We start from the raw sequence: 17,047 nt of genomic DNA on the forward strand, positions 1-17,047 counted from the left end.
AAAATGAGAGCAGTACATTTTGGTGCAGGAAATATCGGTCGAGGATTTATTGGAGAAATTTTGGCAACTAATGGATTTGAGATTACTTTCGTAGATGTGAATCACACGATCATTGATGCTTTAAATGAAAGAAAAGAATACGAAATCGAATTAGCAGATGAATCAAAAGAAAGAATCACTGTGAAAAATGTCAAAGGAATCAACAATCAAACAAATCCAGAAAAAGTAATCCAAGAAATCGCTGAAGCAGATTTAGTCACTACCGCCATTGGCCCGAATATCTTACCTTTTATTGCCGAGTTGATTGCAAAAGGTATCCAAGCAAGAGAAATGGAAGGAAACACAACACCTTTAGATGTCATTGCCTGTGAAAACATGATTGGTGGTTCAGCATTTCTAGAAAAAGAAGTGTATAAATATCTTCCAGAAACATCATTTACTGACAAATATATCGGCTTTCCAAATGCAGCAGTCGATCGAATCGTCCCATTACAACACCATGAAGATCCTTTATTCGTCCAAGTAGAACCTTTCAAGGAATGGGTCATTGACGATAGCCAAAGAAAAAATAAAGAAATCCAATTAAAAGGGGTTTTATATGTAGATGATCTAGAACCATATATCGAACGCAAACTATTTAGTGTCAATACTGGTCATGCGACTGTCGCTTATACAGGTGCCTTGTTAGGTTACCAGACCATTGATGAAGCAATGCAAGATGCGTTAGTTGTAGCACAATTAAAATCAGTTCTGCAGGAAACAGGAAGTTTGCTGATTGCCAAATGGGGGTTTGATTCAGAGCAGCATCATGCGTATATTGAAAAAATCATCCATCGTTTCCAAAACAAATATATCTCTGATGCGATCACACGTGTCGCTCGGACACCATTACGTAAGTTAGGTTATCAAGAACGGTTTACACGGCCAATGAGAGAACTGCAAGAACATAACTTGACTTGTCCACATTTGACGGCAACAATGGGTATTATTTTTAATTATTATGATCCTGAAGATGAACAAAGCCGTCAACTGCATGAAATGAAGATCCATGAAAACTTAGAACAATTGATCCAAGAAGTCACAGGAATCAATGATCCGAAAACAATCGGGAATATCAAGCAAAACGTGAACCGTTATGCCAAGCAAGTCGCTTAAAATAGGATACGAAAAAGGGGAATGTGACGCAACTTTTGTCACATTCCCCTTTTTCGAATAACTAGGCTGTTTGTCCTTCAAGATAGGGCAGGTCCAACTCTTCACCGTAACGTTGTTCTAAAGCTAGGCGGATCAAGCGAGCTGCTAATTTCTCATTTCTTGCAAGGATAGGTCCATGGAAATAAGAACCGAAGACATTTCGGTAAATGACACCTTCGGATTGATCTTCCCCATTGTTCCCTTGACCTTGTACCACTTTCCCCAAAGGCCGTTCACCTTCACCTAAGAAAGTCCGACCATTGTGGTTTTCAAATCCATAATAAGTTTCATTGAATTCTTCATTATGGATGACAATGTCACCGATAAACCGGTTGTTTTCCTGACTTAATGTGTAGTGATCCAGGGCACTGATACCTTGGATCTTTTCTCCGTTGGCTCCCATGTAGTAGTGACCCAGTAATTGATAACCACCGCAAATGGCTAACATGACACCATCATTTTCGATATAGTTGATCAAAGAATCTTTCTTTTTCTGGATGTCTTTTGAAATGATCAGTTGCTCAAAGTCTTGACCACCGCCAAAGAAAACCAAGTCATATTTATTAGCATCAAAAGGTTCATGTATACTAACGATCTCCGTATGGCAAGAAACCCCCATTTTTTCTGCTACATATTTCAACATCAAAAGGTTTCCGTTATCACCATATGTGTTCATCAAATTTCCATAAAGGTGGGCGATATTGAGTTCATAATTAGCCATGATTCATTCCTCCTTTGATAAATCCTTGAGCCGCTAGTTCTTTACGTAGCTGCAATACAGCAGTGTAAGTAGCTAAGATATAGACATGTTCAGTTGGCAATTCTTTGATTTTTTCGATTACTTCTGGTAATTCTTTTGTTTCTGTCAATTTATTTTCTGGAATCCCGGCAACTTTCAGACGTAAAGTCATATCTGTATGACGGTCTCCTCCAGAAATAACAGCAGGGATATCCATATCGGCAAAGTTTTCAAAATTACCATCCCAAATCCAGCTGACATCGATTCCGTCTGCGTAATTGGCATTCAATAAAGCCACTAAAGAAAATGGATAAGGAGCTAGACCAATCATATCGATCACTTGATTGATGCCTACAGGATTTTTGACAAGTACTAATGTACATTTCTTTCCATTGATATTGATGACTTCTTGTCGGCCGAACACTTTCTCGTCATATCCTAAACCTTGTTTGATTTTATCAGGATCGACATTGAAGTACTCCGCCACTGCAGTAGCTGCTAAAGCGTTGTAGACGTTATACATACCACCAACTTCGATTCCATATTCATGACCATCGATCACAAAATCTGCTGAAACATTATCCATCCGTACCATATCAGTCAATCGGTAATCCAGTTCAGGACGTTTGAAGTCACAATTTGGACAGTAATATTTTCCTAAGTTTGCATAAGTGATCATTTTATAATGCAAGATGTGATGACAATTTGGACACAAGACACCATCTGTATTGTAATGCGCCATTTGTTCACGATCTTCTTCATGGTCAAAGCCATAATATTTTCTAGGATTAACTGTTTCGATCGAATTGAAGATCGGTGAATCACCGTTACTGATAATCGTTGCATTTGGTGACTTTGCGGCACCGTCTACAATCATTTTATAGGTCGTATAAATTTCTCCATACCGATCCATTTGATCACGGAAAATATTTGTAAATAAAAATAGTTCTGGTTTCATGTATTCTGTGACTTTGCTCAAACTTGCTTCATCTATTTCTAGGACAGCAAATTTTTTCTGTCCTTTTTTTGGTTTTGCCTGCAAGAAAGTCGATACAATTCCTTGTACCATATTCGCACCAGTAGGATTGGTTAGAACTTCATCGAATTGCTGGCGCAAAATATTGACTGTTAAAGCGGTAGTCAATGTTTTACCATTTGTTCCGGTAACAACGACGACTTGGTAGTCTTTTGCCAAGCTATCCAATATATGTGGATCGACTTTCAGCGCTAGTTTACCTGGTAAACTTGATCCGCCTTTAAAAAAAGTTTTTAATGCCCATTGCGACGTTTTCCCAACTGCAATCGCAAAATGACTGCGTATTCCCATTATGTAACCTCCAAAAACGATTTGCTGACGAATAAATTCAACTAATCATACCATATGTTGAAAAAAAGGTTAAATTGCTTTTCTTATTCTTAAGAAAAGGTTACGGCTAAAAGTGCATGAAATCGGACAAAACCGCATGATTTAACAAAAAAACAGCTTGAAACAAAATGATTGTTTCAAGCTGCTGTGATTTTATTCCTCCTCATCGGTCTTTTCATTATTAACCAATAATGATTTTCTCACTTGGATATTCATAGCCCAGATCTCGGGTTTCTTTTGGTACGAACAGCATCAATGTATACAGCATTCCAATCCGCCCAATAAACATCAGGGCAGCAATCGTGATTTTCCCTACAACAGACAAGTCGCCGGTAATCCCTAAGGACAAACCAGTTGTTCCAAAAGCAGAAGTTACTTCGACGATGATCGAGATCAGTGTTTGTTCCTCTGTAGCAGATAAAAAAACGATACAAAAGAAACACATACCAAGAGAAAGCATAAAGACAACGACTGACTTTCGCACATCATCTTGATCGATTCTCCGTCCAAAAATATTGATATTATCTTCACTCTTGAGGAAGGAGTATAGATACAAACCGATGATCGCTACAGTAGTTGTTCGTATCCCGCCTCCTACAGAACTAGGACTGCATCCGATAAACATCAGTAAAGAAAAAATAATCAGTGTCGTGATCTGAAAATCACTCAAATCGTGAATCTGGAGACCGGCATTACGAGTCGTAATCGAATAAAACATCGAATTGATCCATTTGACACTCATACTGGAATCTTGGAATAAATGGTCCTTTTCCAATAGATAAATTAAGATAGTTCCCGAAACAAACAAGATGACAAAAGCCAACACAGCCAATTTGGTAAACAAGGAAAAACGAAATGGAAGCTTTGCACTGGAACGTTTATATAATAGCCACTCCCGACACTCCATCAATACAGGAAAACCAATTCCGCCGACAAAAATCAAAAACATGATTAGGATTAAGAAAAAATAGTCATGTGCAAAGGGCTTGATGGAATCCCCAGTGACGTCAAATCCAGAGTTCGTGACAGCCGATATCGCCTGATAAAAACCGTAAAAAACGGCATCACGCCAACGATCAAAATAGCCTCTGTAATAAAAATAAATAGAAAAGAATGTCCCAAAAAGTAATTGAAACCAGATTAAAATAGCAAAAGTAATCCGGATCAGTCGGACGATACCAGACAAACGCGGTTGATTCATATCCGTCATGATCAGCTGCCGCTGTTTCAATGTGATTCGTCGTTTAGAAAAAATGACAAAAGCAGTAGAAATCATCATGATCCCCAAACCACCAACTTGAAATAATATTTCCAGCAGTATAATGCCGTTATCATTGAACACAGAATTGATATCAAAAGTCGATAGTCCAGTCACGCTCACTGTACTGATTGCCATGAACAGCATGTCCACAAAAGAAACATGGCTATCTGGTTCGCGAAAAATCGGCAGATAAAATAGAACGAGTGATAAGACCGTCATCAATATATAATAAAAAACGATGATTTGGATCGATGAGAAATGATTAGCAGCAAACTTCTGTCCTCGCCGTTGCAGCCTTCGAAAGAATAAATCAACATGCACAGTACTATCCTCCTGACAATAGTCGTTTCTACCAGTATACAAGGGGAATCAGGAATACTCAAAGAAATTATTGAACAGATAACAATACAGCTTTCGATTAAAATAGAAATGGCTTATAATAAAGCAAATCCTAGAAAAAAGAAGGAGGAGGAATAACAAATTGATCAATGCCCAACAAATCGTAGAAAAAATGAAAAATCAAAAAATAAATTATGATACAGTTCTAAAAAAAATGATCATGCAATGGGAGAAAGAAGAAGTAAAGCCTAAGATATTAATACATACATGCTGTGCTCCTTGCAGTACGCACACGTTGGAATTCATGTCTCAATATGCAGATATCACGTTATTTTTTTCAAATTCGAATATCCATCCTAAAAGTGAGTATTTGCGGAGGTTACATGAACAAAAACGATTTGTAGACCAATTTAATGAGAAAACTGACCATCATGTAGCGCTGATTGTTGATGAATACCGTCCAAGTGAATTCACCAAAATGGTTTTAACAAACCATCTTGAAGACGAAAAAGAAGGTGGTGCTCGCTGCAGTGCATGCTTCAATATGCGATTAGATCTTGTTGCGCAAAAAGCGCAAGAACTAGGATACGATTACTTTGGAAGTGCCCTGACGATCTCACCAAAGAAAAATGCAGCCTTGATCAATCAAATCGGAATGGATATCCAAAAGATTTACGGGACACAATATTTGCCAAGTGATTTCAAGAAAAACAAAGGCTATGAACGCTCTTTGCAAATGTGCAAAGAGTATGATATCTATCGCCAATGTTATTGTGGTTGCGTGTTCGCTGCCAAGCAGCAAGGATGTGATCTGAAAGAAATCAATCGGGAAGCAAAAGCTTACTTAAAAACATCGACCGTAGTTTTTGATGAAAATTAAAGAAATCTTTCGGAAAAACGTAAGAAAAAAATAAAGAATTTATGGTAGAAATAAGGTAGACTGTATAATTTGTCCGTAGTAAAGTAAGAAAACAAGAATAAATTTCAATGAAGGAAGAGATAAGATGCGAAAAGTAGCACCTATTTTGAAGCCAATCGCTGTATTAACAATCTCGACGATTGTCGCGACTACTACAGGTATTGTGAATAGTTCCAGCTACCGTGCACCCAGTTCAAGTTCTAGTACTGTAGAAGAAACAACACCAACTACTTCAGTCTCGACATCTGAACCAACAACAACGGAAAGTTTGAATGAAACCACTACGACAAGTACATGGGACGACACAACAACTAGTTCGTCGTATGATGAGACATATACAACTGACAGCTCAAGCGAAACAAGCAATACGGTACCAGATGGCACTTCATCGGATTCAACCAATCCAAGTACAAGTCCGGATACAAGTGCTAGCTCCGAAACGATACCAAGCAGTACGACTGTAGATGATAACACGCAAAATGATGATGCAGCACGTACAGCACAGCAAAACCAAGATTCAGGAAATACCCAAACGTATAACCAACAAGCAGGTGATTCTCAATGACATTTTTACTAGACCTTATCAATGGGGTGCATAAATTCCTTGGCTATTTAGACATCAGTCCTAAATATCTTAACCGTGGATATACGATTTTAAGTGTGATCCCCACGCTTTATTTATTGAGAATTGTTTATGGACTTTGGCAAAACCAAAACTATCTTCAATTTTTCTTATATGGACTTGCATTTCTAGTGCTTGTTTATTTTACTGTTTTAAATGTATTTTATTACTTTTTAGATAAAAACACGAAAGCCGATGTCACACAGCTTTTTGTGAAGTATTTGCCTGATGAAGCGTTCAACATCCAGACAGAAGAAACAATCAATAATGGAAATTCGATCGATAAAGTGAATACACAAGAGGTCATGGTTTCTTATGACGAAGATTACCAATTGAAATTAGCCGAGAATATGCGGTACTTGATTGGAAATGGTGAGATCAAAATAAATGAACTCGGTCGCATGGATGGATTTCTTGTCGATAGAAATACGTTGTATCCTTATTACTATGTCAAGAAAACAGGAGAGAAAGAGTATGTTCTAAATATTGGACGAAGCTACTCGGACATGGAAAAAGTAGGGACCATTCGGCTGAGCTCAACAGAAGACACATTAGAACCTGTCGGATTGTTCATCGTTGGCGGTGATTTTGTCAAAGACGGGTTGCGTTATCATGAGCCTTATCGCCTGAAATTAATTGCAAAAAAAGCACAATCACAAGAAGAACAAGTTGTTTATAGTCGGAGCCAAAGAAGAAGACATTCATAAGGGGATGTGACATGACTTTTGTCATGCCCCTTTTTTATATAACGAGAAAAATAGAACGAACACGTCACTTATTCTTTCCTTTCATTTATAAACATTGTAGAATAAAGAGAGTACAATGAAATATCGTAAAAAAATGTAATAAATAACGAGGAAATATAAGTAGGAGGTAAGCTGTGAAAGAATTTTTGAAAAATTGGGGGATTCTGATCCTTGTATTAGCGGCTATTTTATTAGCTAGAGTGTACGTGTTTACACCAGTCACTGTAAACGGACATTCGATGGACCCTACATTAAGTGATGGACAACGACTGATTTCATCTAAAATCTCGAACTATGAACGAATGGACATCATTACTACGAAGGAACCAGGGGATGAAGAACGAATGATCGTTAAACGAATCATTGGTATGCCTGGGGACACAGTTAAGATGGAAAATGACCAGTTGACCATTAATGGCAAAAAGTATGATGAGCCTTATCTAGATAAGTTCAAAAAAGAATTTTCAGAAGATAAGTTACAAGGAGAGTATGCTTATAGTTCAGGGTTCCAAGCACAAGCAGAAAGTGCCTCTACCTTTACGAGCGATTTTGAATATACTGTGCCAAAAGGAAAGTATCTTGTTCTGGGTGATAACCGTTTGATTTCAAAAGACAGCCGAATGTTTGGGTTAGTCGACAAAGATATGATCCAAGGCAAAGTTGTTTTCCGCTACTGGCCTCTTTCCGAAATCAAAATCATTTGATGAAAAAATAAAAAGAAGAGGTTGTGACAGAAGTGGTCAGCTTCAAGAAATAAGAAACTGCTTTTGGAACACCGTTTAAACGAAAAAAGAAGCTGTGACATATTTTTGTCACAGCTTCTTTTTAAGCTTTTTGGCTGATGGATAGGAAAAGCGAAGCGTTTTTGTTCATAAATAGCTTTTCTCCACGATGAAAAGTATGACTAGCAGTAGAGACAAAGCCAGTTTTTTTCAATCGATCGTTCAATTCTTCTTGGATAAAGCCATTATGGACTTTCGGATGACTGATTTGTTCATTCTTGTCAAAATCTACAATAATCAGTTGACCGCCAGGAGCTAAAAGTTCGAAAAGTTTCATGAGAATAGTCTTCGTATCAGGAATGTGCAAAAGTACGAGTGATAGAAGGATCACATCTGCTTGGATAGCAGGAAATTCGACAGAAGCATCAGCGTGGATCGTTCGGACATTTTTCAGATCTGCTGCTTGGATCTTTTCTTCTACCATTTTCAACATAGTTTCTGAAGCATCGGCAATGATCAGTTCTTTGAATCTTTCCGCAAGCGGTAAACTCACAAGCCCAGTTCCGCCTCCGTAATCCAGCAGGACTTTTTGGTGGCTGTCGCGCGGTAGATAAGTTGTTAGTTCTTCGCGAATAATCTTGGCTAATGCTTGACGGTCAGGGGAATCATAATGATTAGCGATGGAATCAAAAATATTTTTTGTCATCAAATAGCTCCTTACATAAAACTTTGGAATTTTAACTTATTATAGCACGTGAAAAGAAAGAAAACATGCTATACTCAATTCAAAAAGAAAGTATTTAGCAGATGTACTTATTTTTATAAATCCTAAGAATTTTCAAGGACAGAAATTTTTCTAGAAAGATAAGATAAATGGATCGCCTTATTTAGTTCTTGTCAAAAAATTGGAACAAAAGTAAGCAAGGGATTTGAACGATAATCTGTGCTTGATGAAAATTCTCACTGTAAAAAATGTTGAAAATCAAGTATAATACCATAGGAACAAACTGGAAGGTGAAAAAGAGCATGGCACAACTATTTTTTAAGTATGGCGCAATGAATAGCGGCAAGACAATCGAGATCCTAAAAGTCGCACATAATTATGAAGAACAAAATAAACCAGTTGTCTTGATGACAAGCGGTATTGATACGAGAGATGGTTTAGGCGTTGTTTCAAGCCGAATCGGACTGAAACGTGAAGCAATGCCGATATTTGAAGAAACAGACGTATTTGACGTGATTCAGAACATGGAAAGCAAACCCTATTGTGTGCTGATCGATGAAGCGCAGTTCTTAAAAAAGAAACATGTCATTGCTTTTACGAGAATCGTGGATGAATTGGATATTCCGGTTATGGCGTTTGGTTTGAAAAATGATTTTCGAAACGAGTTATTTGAAGGATCAAAATATTTATTGCTTTACGCAGACAAGATTGAAGAAATGAAAACGATCTGTTGGTTCTGCCACAAAAAAGCAATCATGAATTTACATTATATTGATGGGAAACCTGTTTATGAAGGCGATCAAGTGCAAATTGGCGGAAATGAAGCTTATTACCCCGTTTGTCGAAAACATTACTTTCATCCATCAATGATTACAGAAGGAGAATAAGCATGTACGATCAATTACAATCAATTGAAGACCGTTATGAAGAGCTTGGAGAACTTTTAAGTGACCCAGAAGTGATTTCTGATACAAAGCGCTTTATGCAGCTTTCAAAAGAAGAAGCAAACACGCGCGAAACAGTCGAAGTTTATCGTCGTTATAAAGAAGTAGTACAAGGGATCACCGATACAGAAGAACTGCTTGGTGAAAAACTGGATGATGAAATGGCTGAACTAGCAAAAGAAGAATTATCTGAGTTAAAAAAAGAAAAAGAAGTCTTAGAAGAAAAAATCAAGATCTTGCTTTTACCAAAAGATCCAAATGACGATAAAAATATCATCATGGAAATCCGCGGAGCAGCAGGTGGAGACGAAGCAGCCTTATTCGCGGGTGATCTTTTCAATATGTACCAAAAGTATGCTGAAGCACAAGGTTGGAAAACAGAAGTGATGGAAGCAAATGTTACCGGGATCGGTGGATACAAAGAAGTGATTATGATGATTACCGGAGAGAATGTTTATTCGAAATTAAAATATGAAAGTGGTGCACATCGTGTCCAACGTGTTCCTTCAACTGAATCGCAAGGGCGTATCCATACTTCCACAGCGACAGTTGTCGTGATGCCAGAAGCTGAAGAAGTAGAGATCGATATTGAAGACAAAGATATCCGCACAGATATCTATCATGCTTCAGGTGCTGGCGGACAGCACGTCAATAAAACAGCATCTGCGGTACGTTTGACTCACTTACCAACAGGGATCGTCGTTGCTATGCAGGATGAACGTTCTCAGATCAAGAACCGTGAAAAAGCAATGAAGATCTTGCGTGCTCGTGTGTATGATAAGATCCAACAAGAAGCACAAAGTGAATATGATGCCAATCGAAAATCAGCAGTCGGAACTGGGGATCGTTCAGAACGGATTCGGACGTATAATTTCCCACAAAATCGCGTGACTGATCACCGTATCGGATTAACTATCCAAAAATTAGATCAGATTTTAGCAGGGAAATTGGATGAAATCGTTGATGCATTGATCATGTATGATCAAACATCAAAACTGGAAGCTATGCAAAATGGGTAAAATGACCTATCGAGGAGTCCTGTCACGGGCTTCTTCTTTTTTAGAGGATCATGGAAAAGAAGCATACAGTATCCAATTTTTATTTTTGGAACGAAAACAATGGAAAAAACTTGATTGGCTCCTTCATATGAACGAAGAGATTTCAGAAGAAGAACAACAGTTGATCGAAACAGATCTGCGACTTCTGCTTGCAGATCATCCGCCTCAGTATTTGCTAGGATATGCAGATTTTTATGATCATCGGTTGAAGGTAACCGAAGCAACACTGATTCCTCGACCAGAAACAGAAGAGTTAGTGGAGTGGTGTTTAGACGAAACGCCTGATGTACCATTGGAAGTGATAGATATCGGGACAGGGACTGGGGCGATTGCTATTAGTTTGAAAGCAGCAAGAAAAAATTGGCATGTATCTGCCGTAGATCTTTCTGAAGAAGCATTAGAAGTCGCGAAAGAAAATGCTCAGCACGAAGGAACGAAAATCAGTTTTTACCATGGGAATACATTGGAACCAGTACAGGATCGGCGATTTGATGTGATTATTTCTAATCCGCCGTACATCAGTCGGAATGAATGGGAACTGATGGATGAAAGTGTCCGGTCATTCGAACCTAAGATGGCCCTTTTTGCGGAGAACGATGGATTAGCTGTTTATGAAAAAATAGCAGTTGAAGCACCAAGCGTACTAAAACCAAATGGAAAGATTTTTTTAGAAATCGGATTTCGCCAAGGTGAAGCAGTAAAAAAAATATTCCAGCAAGCATTTCCAGATAAAAAAGTGGCGATAAAAAAGGATCTTTTTGGTAATGAACGAATGATCCAAGTCTACAGTTGAAGCTGTGGATGAAAAAATTTTTATTTGTTTTTTTATTATAAAAAAACACTAATTTGACAAGGATGTAAACGACTTTTTGGCTTATCAACAAGTTTATCCACTATTGACAAACGAATGATCCACAGCCAGTGGAAAACTTGAGGATAAAGTTGGATAAAACAAGAACGTATGAAAAAGGGGTTGTGGATAAACTGTGGAAACGAAACGTTATGATGAAACTGAATTAAAAGAGGCAGCCAAAGCACTGAAAGCAGGAGAACTTGTTGCTTTTCCTACTGAAACAGTGTATGGATTGGGCGCCAATGCTCTATTGCCAAATACTGTCAAGAAAGTGTTTTCTGTAAAAGGAAGACCTCAAGACAATCCATTGATCGTCCATGTCGCCTCTTTTGAACAAGTAAAAGAGTATGTGGACAACTTTCATCCAGAAACAGAGAAGATTGTGAAGAACTTCTGGCCTGGACCACTAACTTTGATATTTAAAATCAAAAAAGATACCTTGCCCTCAGTTGTAACAGGAGGATTATCCACAGCTGCATTTCGTATGCCGGATAACAAAAAAACACTAGAAGTAATCGAACTTTCAGGGGTTCCGCTTGTCGGTCCAAGTGCAAATACGTCGGGAAAACCAAGTCCGACAACTGCAGATCATGTATTCCATGATCTACAAGGAAAAATTACCGGGATCATTGATGATGGAGCTACGCGAATTGGAGTAGAATCCACTGTTCTTGATTTAAGTGATCCAACAGCCATGCCTATGATCTTACGACCAGGTGCAGTAACGAAAGAACAAATCGAAGCAGTCATCGAATCTCCTGTTGCTATTGATCAGCATCTTGTAAAAGAAAATGAAACACCAAAAGCGCCTGGGATGAAATACAAGCACTACTCACCCGATACACGTGTTCTGATGGTCAGAGAGGGCGATTGGTCAACTGCAGTTCAATGGGCAAAAAATAAGAAGATCCGTGTAGGTGTCATAGCAAGCCCCGAAATTTCGGATCAAGTGCGGACAGATACTGCAGCTGTTTATATGTATAACGACAACTCAGTAGAAGCGGCGGCTAAAGGATTGTTTGCAGGTCTAAGAGGATTAGATGAACCAACACTTGGGTTAGATTTGATTTTTGTACAAGTATATCCAGAAACTGGATTGGGGAATGCTTATATGAATCGCTTGAAAAAAGCAGCTGGACAAAATTATTTTGAAAAATGATCAATTGGTTATTGCCGCATTCTTTTAGTATGATACAATGCTATCAAGTAAATCTTCTATCAGTGAACGAAAAACGAAGTGTAAATAGAAGAGATACGAATATTTGGCAATTTGTTTTTGATGGGAAAAATAAAATTGTAGGAAAATAAAAAGGAGCTGTTGTTTGTGGTAGATTACAAAACGTTTGACCCTGATCTTTGGGCTGCGATCGCCAAAGAAGAAGAAAGACAAGAACATAATTTGGAGCTGATTGCCTCTGAAAACTTTGTCTCCGAAGCAGTGATGGCTGCGCAAGGAAGTATTTTGACAAATAAATACGCAGAAGGTTATCCAGGGCATCGCTATTATGGAGGATGTGAATTTGTCGACATCGTTGAAAATTTAGCGATTGACCGTGCAAAAGAATTATTCGGAGCGAAATTTGCGAACGTCCAACCTCACTCCGGCTCTCAAGCCAACACGGCTGCTTATCTCGCTTTGGTAGAACCAGGGGACACGATCTTAGGAATGGATCTTTCCGCAGGCGGACATCTAACACATGGATCACCAGTCAACTTCAGTGGCAAAACCTATCACTTTGTTGCTTACGGTGTTGATCCGACAACAGAAGTTATTGATTATAATGTGGTACGTATTTTAGCTAGAAAACATCAACCAAAATTGATTGTAGCAGGTGCCAGTGCTTACGGACGAACGATCGACTTTGCGAAATTCAGAGAAATCGCAGATGAAGTAGGCGCAAAACTGATGGTAGATATGGCACATATCGCAGGATTAGTAGCAGCAGGACTTCATCCTAATCCAGTTCCTTATGCAGATATCACAACGACTACCACTCACAAAACATTGCGCGGACCTCGAGGCGGCATGATTTTGACAAACGATGAAACATTAGCGAAAAAAATCAATAGTGCGGTCTTCCCTGGTATTCAAGGCGGACCTCTAGAGCATGTGATTGCTGGGAAGGCAGCGGCATTCAAAGAAGCACTAGATCCTGCATTTAAAGAATATAGTGAACAAATCATTGCCAATGCAAAAGCAATGGTCAAAGTATTCAATCAAGCAATCGGAACAAGAGTCATTTCAGGAGCGACAGATAATCATCTGATGCTGATCGATGTTCGTGAGTTAGGTATAAATGGAAAAGAAGCAGAGAGTATTTTGGACAGTGTGAATATCACGGTAAATAAAAACTCGATTCCTTTTGAAACGCTAAGTCCATTCAAAACAAGCGGCATCCGAATCGGTACACCAGCAATCACTACTCGCGGGCTTAAAGAAGAAGATGCTGTAAAAGTGGCTGAATTAGTTGTTAAAGCATTACAAGCAAAAGGCGACAATGCTCAATTAGACGAAGTCAAAACAGGTGTACGCGAATTAACTGAAAAATTTCCATTGCATAAAAAATAAAAATTTAAATTCCATATAATACAATAATACAGAAAAGTTCAATACCGGACTTTTCTGTTTTTTTCTATTTTATTTTTTTATGGAAAACGGATTCTTTGACAATATTGATGATGCTCTCTAGTATATGAGGTGTAATTTTAGTCTTCACATTAAATCTCAGGGAGGAAAAGTCATGACTGATCGTATCTCGTTAGAAAAGGAAGCCATAGCATTCAGTGATGCAAATGCACCTCATCCGCGAATCTATGAACTAGCACCGGAAGAAGGAAGAGCATTACTGGAAGAAGTACAAGAATCACCTGTGAACAAATATTCCGTTGATATTGAAGACTTGATGGTAGATACTGGCGAATGGGGAAAAATCAATATTCGTTTTGTACGACCGGAAGGAAATATAGATAAATTACCAGTTATTTTTTATATCCATGGAGCTGGTTGGGTCTTTGGCAGTACTCAAACCCATGATAAATTGATCAGAGAACTTTCGGTCCGCACGAATTCTGTCGTTGTCTTTCCAGAATATAGTCGATCACCTGAAGCGAAATATCCAATAGCAATTGAACAAAATTATGCTGTGTTGCAACAGCTGAATAAATTAGCCAAGTCAAAAAATCTGGATCTCGAGAATCTAATCGTTGCAGGAGATTCAGTTGGTGGTAACATGGCTACAGTCATGACGATCTTAACAAAAGAACGAAAAGGGCTCCCAATATCTAAACAATTGCTGTATTATCCAGTTACCAACGCTGATTTTGATACAGATTCCTATCATGAATTCGGAGAAAACTATTTTTTGACAAGAGAAGGAATGAGATGGTTTTGGGATCAATACACGACGAATGAGGAAGAGCGTGCTGAGATCACAGCTTCGCCTTTGAGAGCAGAACTGAATGAACTAAAAGATCTACCTCCGGCAATGATTTTGACAGGAGAAGCGGATATATTAAGAGAGGAAGGCGAGGCTTATGCACGCAAACTTCGTGATGCAGGGGTTCCTGTTACACAAGTACGCTTCCAAGGAATCATCCATGATTTCGTCATGGTAAATGCTATGGATCAGACAAAGGCAACGCGTGCAGCAATGGCATTATCTACTTCTTGGATCATGGAAAAAGAATAAGCTTTGCTTGTCAGCAGGAAAACTTCTTTTCAAAAAAGGATTTTCTTAGGAAAAATGGCGAGTTTGACTAGTCAATCACTTGATTTTGTTTTACAATTAAAAAGAAACGACAGAACAAAGGAGAGCTTAAAAAAAATGGGCAAATTTCAAGTGATCGATCATCCATTGATTCAACACAAACTAACTATTATTCGGGACAAAAACTGCGGAACAAAGGTTTTTCGTGAAGTAGTCGATGAAATCGCTATGTTGATGGCATATGAAGTATCACGGGATATGCCGTTGGAAGACATCGTGATCGAAACACCGATCACTGAAACAACACAAAAAACGTTGTCCGGTAAAAAAGTAGCGATTATTCCAATCTTGCGTGCAGGTATCGGAATGGTTGATGGTATCTTGGAATTGATTCCAGCTGCTAAAGTGGGCCATATCGGTCTTTATCGAGATGAAGAAACATTTGAGCCACATGAATATTTCGTCAAACTTCCAGAAGACATTGATGCACGTCAGTTGTTCGTAGTAGATCCAATGTTGGCAACAGGTGGATCAGCAATCATGGCAATCGATGCATTGAAAGAACGTGGCGCGTCGAACATCAAATTTGTTTGTTTGGTAGCAGCACCTGAGGGAGTAAAAGCTTTGCAAGAAGCGCATCCTGATATTGATATCTATACAGCTTCTCTAGATGAAAAATTGAATGAACATGGTTATATCGTTCCTGGACTAGGGGATGCGGGTGACCGTTTGTTTGGTACAAAATAAGTAAAATGAAAAAGGATGTGACACAACTTTTGTCACATCCTTTTTTGGTCATTTTTAATGTTTGAGGCAGAGCAGCTTTTTCACAGCTTTCGTTTGTATATAAAAAAACCATCCCAAAAATGCAGAGATGGTCAAATTCAAATCTTTTTAAGTTCTTTGTAGTTAACGATTACTACACCTTTGCTTTGCGTCATCAAGTTCGCATTTTCTGCAGTTTCATCAATCTCAACAACAGCGGAATTTTTCAATTGTTTTGAAATCGTTCCAGTTTGCGGCTTGCCGTGAATCGTGAACATTACGTGAGTATTGATCTTGAATTTTTCACCAATTTCCGATGGTACGATAGTTGTATCAAATTTTCCAAAAGTTGCCATTTTCATAAAACCTGCCTTTCACATCAATTATACCACGTTTTATGAAAAATATCATGAAATTAAACTAATTTTCCATCGAACTCTTTACAATCAGCCAAATAGAGTATATAATTTCTTTTGGATAAGGCCAGCTTAGCTCAGTTGGTAGAGCAACGCACTCGTAACGCGTAGGTCGTAGGTTCGATCCCTATAGCTGGCATAAAGCAAAAGACAGATACCCTGGTTGGGTATCTGTCTTTTTTCTTTATGTCTGTGTGATTTAAAAACCACTAAAAATGGCGTATACTTTGTGTATAGAATGTAGTGGGGAGAAATATATTTCTGGGAGGAAATCGTGATGTCTAAAAGTGAAGAAATAGAAAACATGGTACTAAAATTATATGATCTCGTTTTAAATCCAGAGATCAATGAAAAGGAACGTATACTTCTGATAGAAGCAAAAACAGGCTTAGAAAAAGGTCAGTATTATCCTAAAGTCATGAATAATTTGGAACGTAGTTTACGTCCGTTAGCAATCAAGGGAGAATTGTCTAAAGCAGTCTCACCGTTTTATATGGAGATATCAACAATAGGAAAATTTGAAAAAGAATTAGGTCGAGGAATGGCTTCGGCATCGATTACTTTTGGGCATTTATAAAAATGGATTATTCATCTCAATGAATTAAAAAGTAGCGTCAATCACAGAATACAGGCTAGGTTCGTTTATTTGAACAAAGTCTGTATTTTTTATAT

General features: G+C 38.3%; 18 protein-coding genes and 1 tRNA gene. 14 read left to right on the forward strand and 5 right to left on the reverse strand.

The genetic code is table 11. The features are described from left to right. Positions 1–3: 3 nt before the first annotated feature. Positions 4–1,155 carry a mannitol-1-phosphate 5-dehydrogenase gene (locus A5849_RS11405; protein ID WP_002310100.1) on the forward strand — a complete coding sequence of 384 codons (1,152 nt, stop codon included), beginning with the start codon at positions 4–6 and terminating at the stop codon, positions 1,153–1,155. Between the two features lie 61 nt (positions 1,156–1,216). On the opposite strand, the gene A5849_RS11410 is transcribed toward A5849_RS11405, so the two are convergent. The 3 genes from A5849_RS11410 to A5849_RS11420 all read right to left on the reverse strand — a co-directional run bounded on the left by A5849_RS11410 (position 1,217) and on the right by A5849_RS11420 (position 4,881). Next, complete coding sequence (locus A5849_RS11410; protein ID WP_086310114.1) at positions 1,217–1,915, reverse strand: type 1 glutamine amidotransferase; 699 nt, start codon at positions 1,913–1,915, stop codon at positions 1,217–1,219. Beyond that, complete coding sequence (locus tag A5849_RS11415; protein ID WP_002310102.1) at positions 1,908–3,260, reverse strand: Mur ligase family protein; 1,353 nt, start codon at positions 3,258–3,260, stop codon at positions 1,908–1,910. Before A5849_RS11415 ends, A5849_RS11410 begins: the two co-directional genes overlap by 8 nt. 220 nt (positions 3,261–3,480) lie before the next feature. After that, positions 3,481–4,881, reverse strand: a complete 1,401-nt coding sequence (locus A5849_RS11420; protein ID WP_086310115.1) for a TrkH family potassium uptake protein — start codon at positions 4,879–4,881, stop codon at positions 3,481–3,483. A gap of 160 nt (positions 4,882–5,041) precedes the next feature. Here A5849_RS11420 and A5849_RS11425 point away from each other — a divergent pair, with 160 nt between their 5' ends. From A5849_RS11425 to lepB, 4 genes are all read left to right on the forward strand, one after another. Continuing rightward, positions 5,042–5,779, forward strand: coding sequence for an epoxyqueuosine reductase QueH (locus tag A5849_RS11425; RefSeq protein ID WP_002310105.1), 738 nt, complete (start codon positions 5,042–5,044; stop codon positions 5,777–5,779). 124 nt (positions 5,780–5,903) lie between these two features. After that, positions 5,904–6,383: a hypothetical protein gene (locus tag A5849_RS11430; RefSeq protein ID WP_002310106.1), complete on the forward strand. Its 480-nt coding sequence runs from the start codon at positions 5,904–5,906 to the stop codon at positions 6,381–6,383. Then, positions 6,380–7,147 (forward strand): DUF6681 family protein, encoded by a 768-nt coding sequence (locus A5849_RS11435; protein WP_002310109.1) that lies wholly within the window; start codon positions 6,380–6,382, stop codon positions 7,145–7,147. Before A5849_RS11430 ends, A5849_RS11435 begins: the two co-directional genes overlap by 4 nt. 173 nt (positions 7,148–7,320) lie before the next feature. Beyond that, positions 7,321–7,890 carry a signal peptidase I gene (lepB, locus tag A5849_RS11440; protein ID WP_002316795.1) on the forward strand — a complete coding sequence of 190 codons (570 nt, stop codon included), beginning with the start codon at positions 7,321–7,323 and terminating at the stop codon, positions 7,888–7,890. Positions 7,891–8,011: 121 nt separating this feature from the next. On the opposite strand, the gene A5849_RS11445 is transcribed toward lepB, so the two are convergent. Further along, entirely contained in the window at positions 8,012–8,614 is a 603-nt protein-coding gene (locus tag A5849_RS11445) for a class I SAM-dependent methyltransferase (protein WP_002314093.1), read from the reverse strand. A gap of 320 nt (positions 8,615–8,934) precedes the next feature. Between A5849_RS11445 and A5849_RS11450 the strand changes: the two genes are divergently transcribed. The 7 genes from A5849_RS11450 to upp all read left to right on the forward strand — a co-directional run bounded on the left by A5849_RS11450 (position 8,935) and on the right by upp (position 15,941). Beyond that, positions 8,935–9,519, forward strand: coding sequence for a thymidine kinase (locus tag A5849_RS11450; RefSeq protein ID WP_002291517.1), 585 nt, complete (start codon positions 8,935–8,937; stop codon positions 9,517–9,519). A 2-nt stretch (positions 9,520–9,521) separates the two neighbouring features. Then, on the forward strand, positions 9,522–10,595 hold the full coding sequence (prfA, locus tag A5849_RS11455) for a peptide chain release factor 1 (RefSeq protein ID WP_002291519.1): 1,074 nt from the start codon (positions 9,522–9,524) through the stop codon (positions 10,593–10,595). Further along, positions 10,588–11,427: a peptide chain release factor N(5)-glutamine methyltransferase gene (gene prmC, locus A5849_RS11460; RefSeq protein ID WP_086310116.1), complete on the forward strand. Its 840-nt coding sequence runs from the start codon at positions 10,588–10,590 to the stop codon at positions 11,425–11,427. Before prfA ends, prmC begins: the two co-directional genes overlap by 8 nt. Positions 11,428–11,620: 193 nt before the next feature. After that, positions 11,621–12,646 carry an L-threonylcarbamoyladenylate synthase gene (locus A5849_RS11465; protein WP_002320384.1) on the forward strand — a complete coding sequence of 342 codons (1,026 nt, stop codon included), beginning with the start codon at positions 11,621–11,623 and terminating at the stop codon, positions 12,644–12,646. Positions 12,647–12,811: 165 nt separating this feature from the next. Then, entirely contained in the window at positions 12,812–14,056 is a 1,245-nt protein-coding gene (glyA, locus tag A5849_RS11470; RefSeq protein ID WP_002310116.1) for a serine hydroxymethyltransferase, read from the forward strand. Positions 14,057–14,228: 172 nt separating this feature from the next. After that, on the forward strand, positions 14,229–15,176 hold the full coding sequence (locus tag A5849_RS11475) for an alpha/beta hydrolase (protein ID WP_033643524.1): 948 nt from the start codon (positions 14,229–14,231) through the stop codon (positions 15,174–15,176). 135 nt (positions 15,177–15,311) lie between these two features. Then, entirely contained in the window at positions 15,312–15,941 is a 630-nt protein-coding gene (upp, locus tag A5849_RS11480; RefSeq protein ID WP_002291540.1) for a uracil phosphoribosyltransferase, read from the forward strand. 137 nt (positions 15,942–16,078) lie between these two features. Here the strand turns inward: upp and A5849_RS11485 are convergent, their stop codons facing one another. Continuing rightward, positions 16,079–16,321, reverse strand: a complete 243-nt coding sequence (locus tag A5849_RS11485) for a hypothetical protein (RefSeq protein ID WP_002291542.1) — start codon at positions 16,319–16,321, stop codon at positions 16,079–16,081. Between the two features lie 120 nt (positions 16,322–16,441). Between A5849_RS11485 and A5849_RS11490 the strand changes: the two genes are divergently transcribed. Then, positions 16,442–16,514 (forward strand) — tRNA-Thr (locus A5849_RS11490). A gap of 138 nt (positions 16,515–16,652) precedes the next feature. Next, on the forward strand, positions 16,653–16,952 hold the full coding sequence (locus tag A5849_RS11495) for a bacteriocin immunity protein (RefSeq protein WP_002310121.1): 300 nt from the start codon (positions 16,653–16,655) through the stop codon (positions 16,950–16,952). Positions 16,953–17,047: the final 95 nt, after the last annotated feature.

This window comes from Enterococcus sp. 10F3_DIV0382 (assembly GCF_002140245.1).
Lineage (GTDB): Bacteria > Bacillota > Bacilli > Lactobacillales > Enterococcaceae > Enterococcus_B > Enterococcus_B lactis.

What these genes read in the sequence shown, in the direction of transcription:
- A5849_RS11405 (WP_002310100.1), top strand. Translation starts at nt 4, where the DNA reads ATGAGAGCAGTACATTTTGGTGCAGGAAATATCGGTCGAGGATTTATT.
- A5849_RS11410 (WP_086310114.1), bottom strand. Translation starts at nt 1,915, where the DNA reads ATGGCTAATTATGAACTCAATATCGCCCACCTTTATGGAAATTTGATG.
- A5849_RS11415 (WP_002310102.1), bottom strand. Translation starts at nt 3,260, where the DNA reads ATGGGAATACGCAGTCATTTTGCGATTGCAGTTGGGAAAACGTCGCAA.
- A5849_RS11430 (WP_002310106.1), top strand. Translation starts at nt 5,904, where the DNA reads ATGCGAAAAGTAGCACCTATTTTGAAGCCAATCGCTGTATTAACAATC.
- A5849_RS11435 (WP_002310109.1), top strand. Translation starts at nt 6,380, where the DNA reads ATGACATTTTTACTAGACCTTATCAATGGGGTGCATAAATTCCTTGGC.
- A5849_RS11445 (WP_002314093.1), bottom strand. Translation starts at nt 8,614, where the DNA reads ATGACAAAAAATATTTTTGATTCCATCGCTAATCATTATGATTCCCCT.
- A5849_RS11450 (WP_002291517.1), top strand. Translation starts at nt 8,935, where the DNA reads ATGGCACAACTATTTTTTAAGTATGGCGCAATGAATAGCGGCAAGACA.
- prfA (WP_002291519.1), top strand. Translation starts at nt 9,522, where the DNA reads ATGTACGATCAATTACAATCAATTGAAGACCGTTATGAAGAGCTTGGA.
- prmC (WP_086310116.1), top strand. Translation starts at nt 10,588, where the DNA reads ATGGGTAAAATGACCTATCGAGGAGTCCTGTCACGGGCTTCTTCTTTT.
- A5849_RS11475 (WP_033643524.1), top strand. Translation starts at nt 14,229, where the DNA reads ATGACTGATCGTATCTCGTTAGAAAAGGAAGCCATAGCATTCAGTGAT.
- upp (WP_002291540.1), top strand. Translation starts at nt 15,312, where the DNA reads ATGGGCAAATTTCAAGTGATCGATCATCCATTGATTCAACACAAACTA.
- A5849_RS11485 (WP_002291542.1), bottom strand. Translation starts at nt 16,321, where the DNA reads ATGAAAATGGCAACTTTTGGAAAATTTGATACAACTATCGTACCATCG.
- A5849_RS11495 (WP_002310121.1), top strand. Translation starts at nt 16,653, where the DNA reads ATGTCTAAAAGTGAAGAAATAGAAAACATGGTACTAAAATTATATGAT.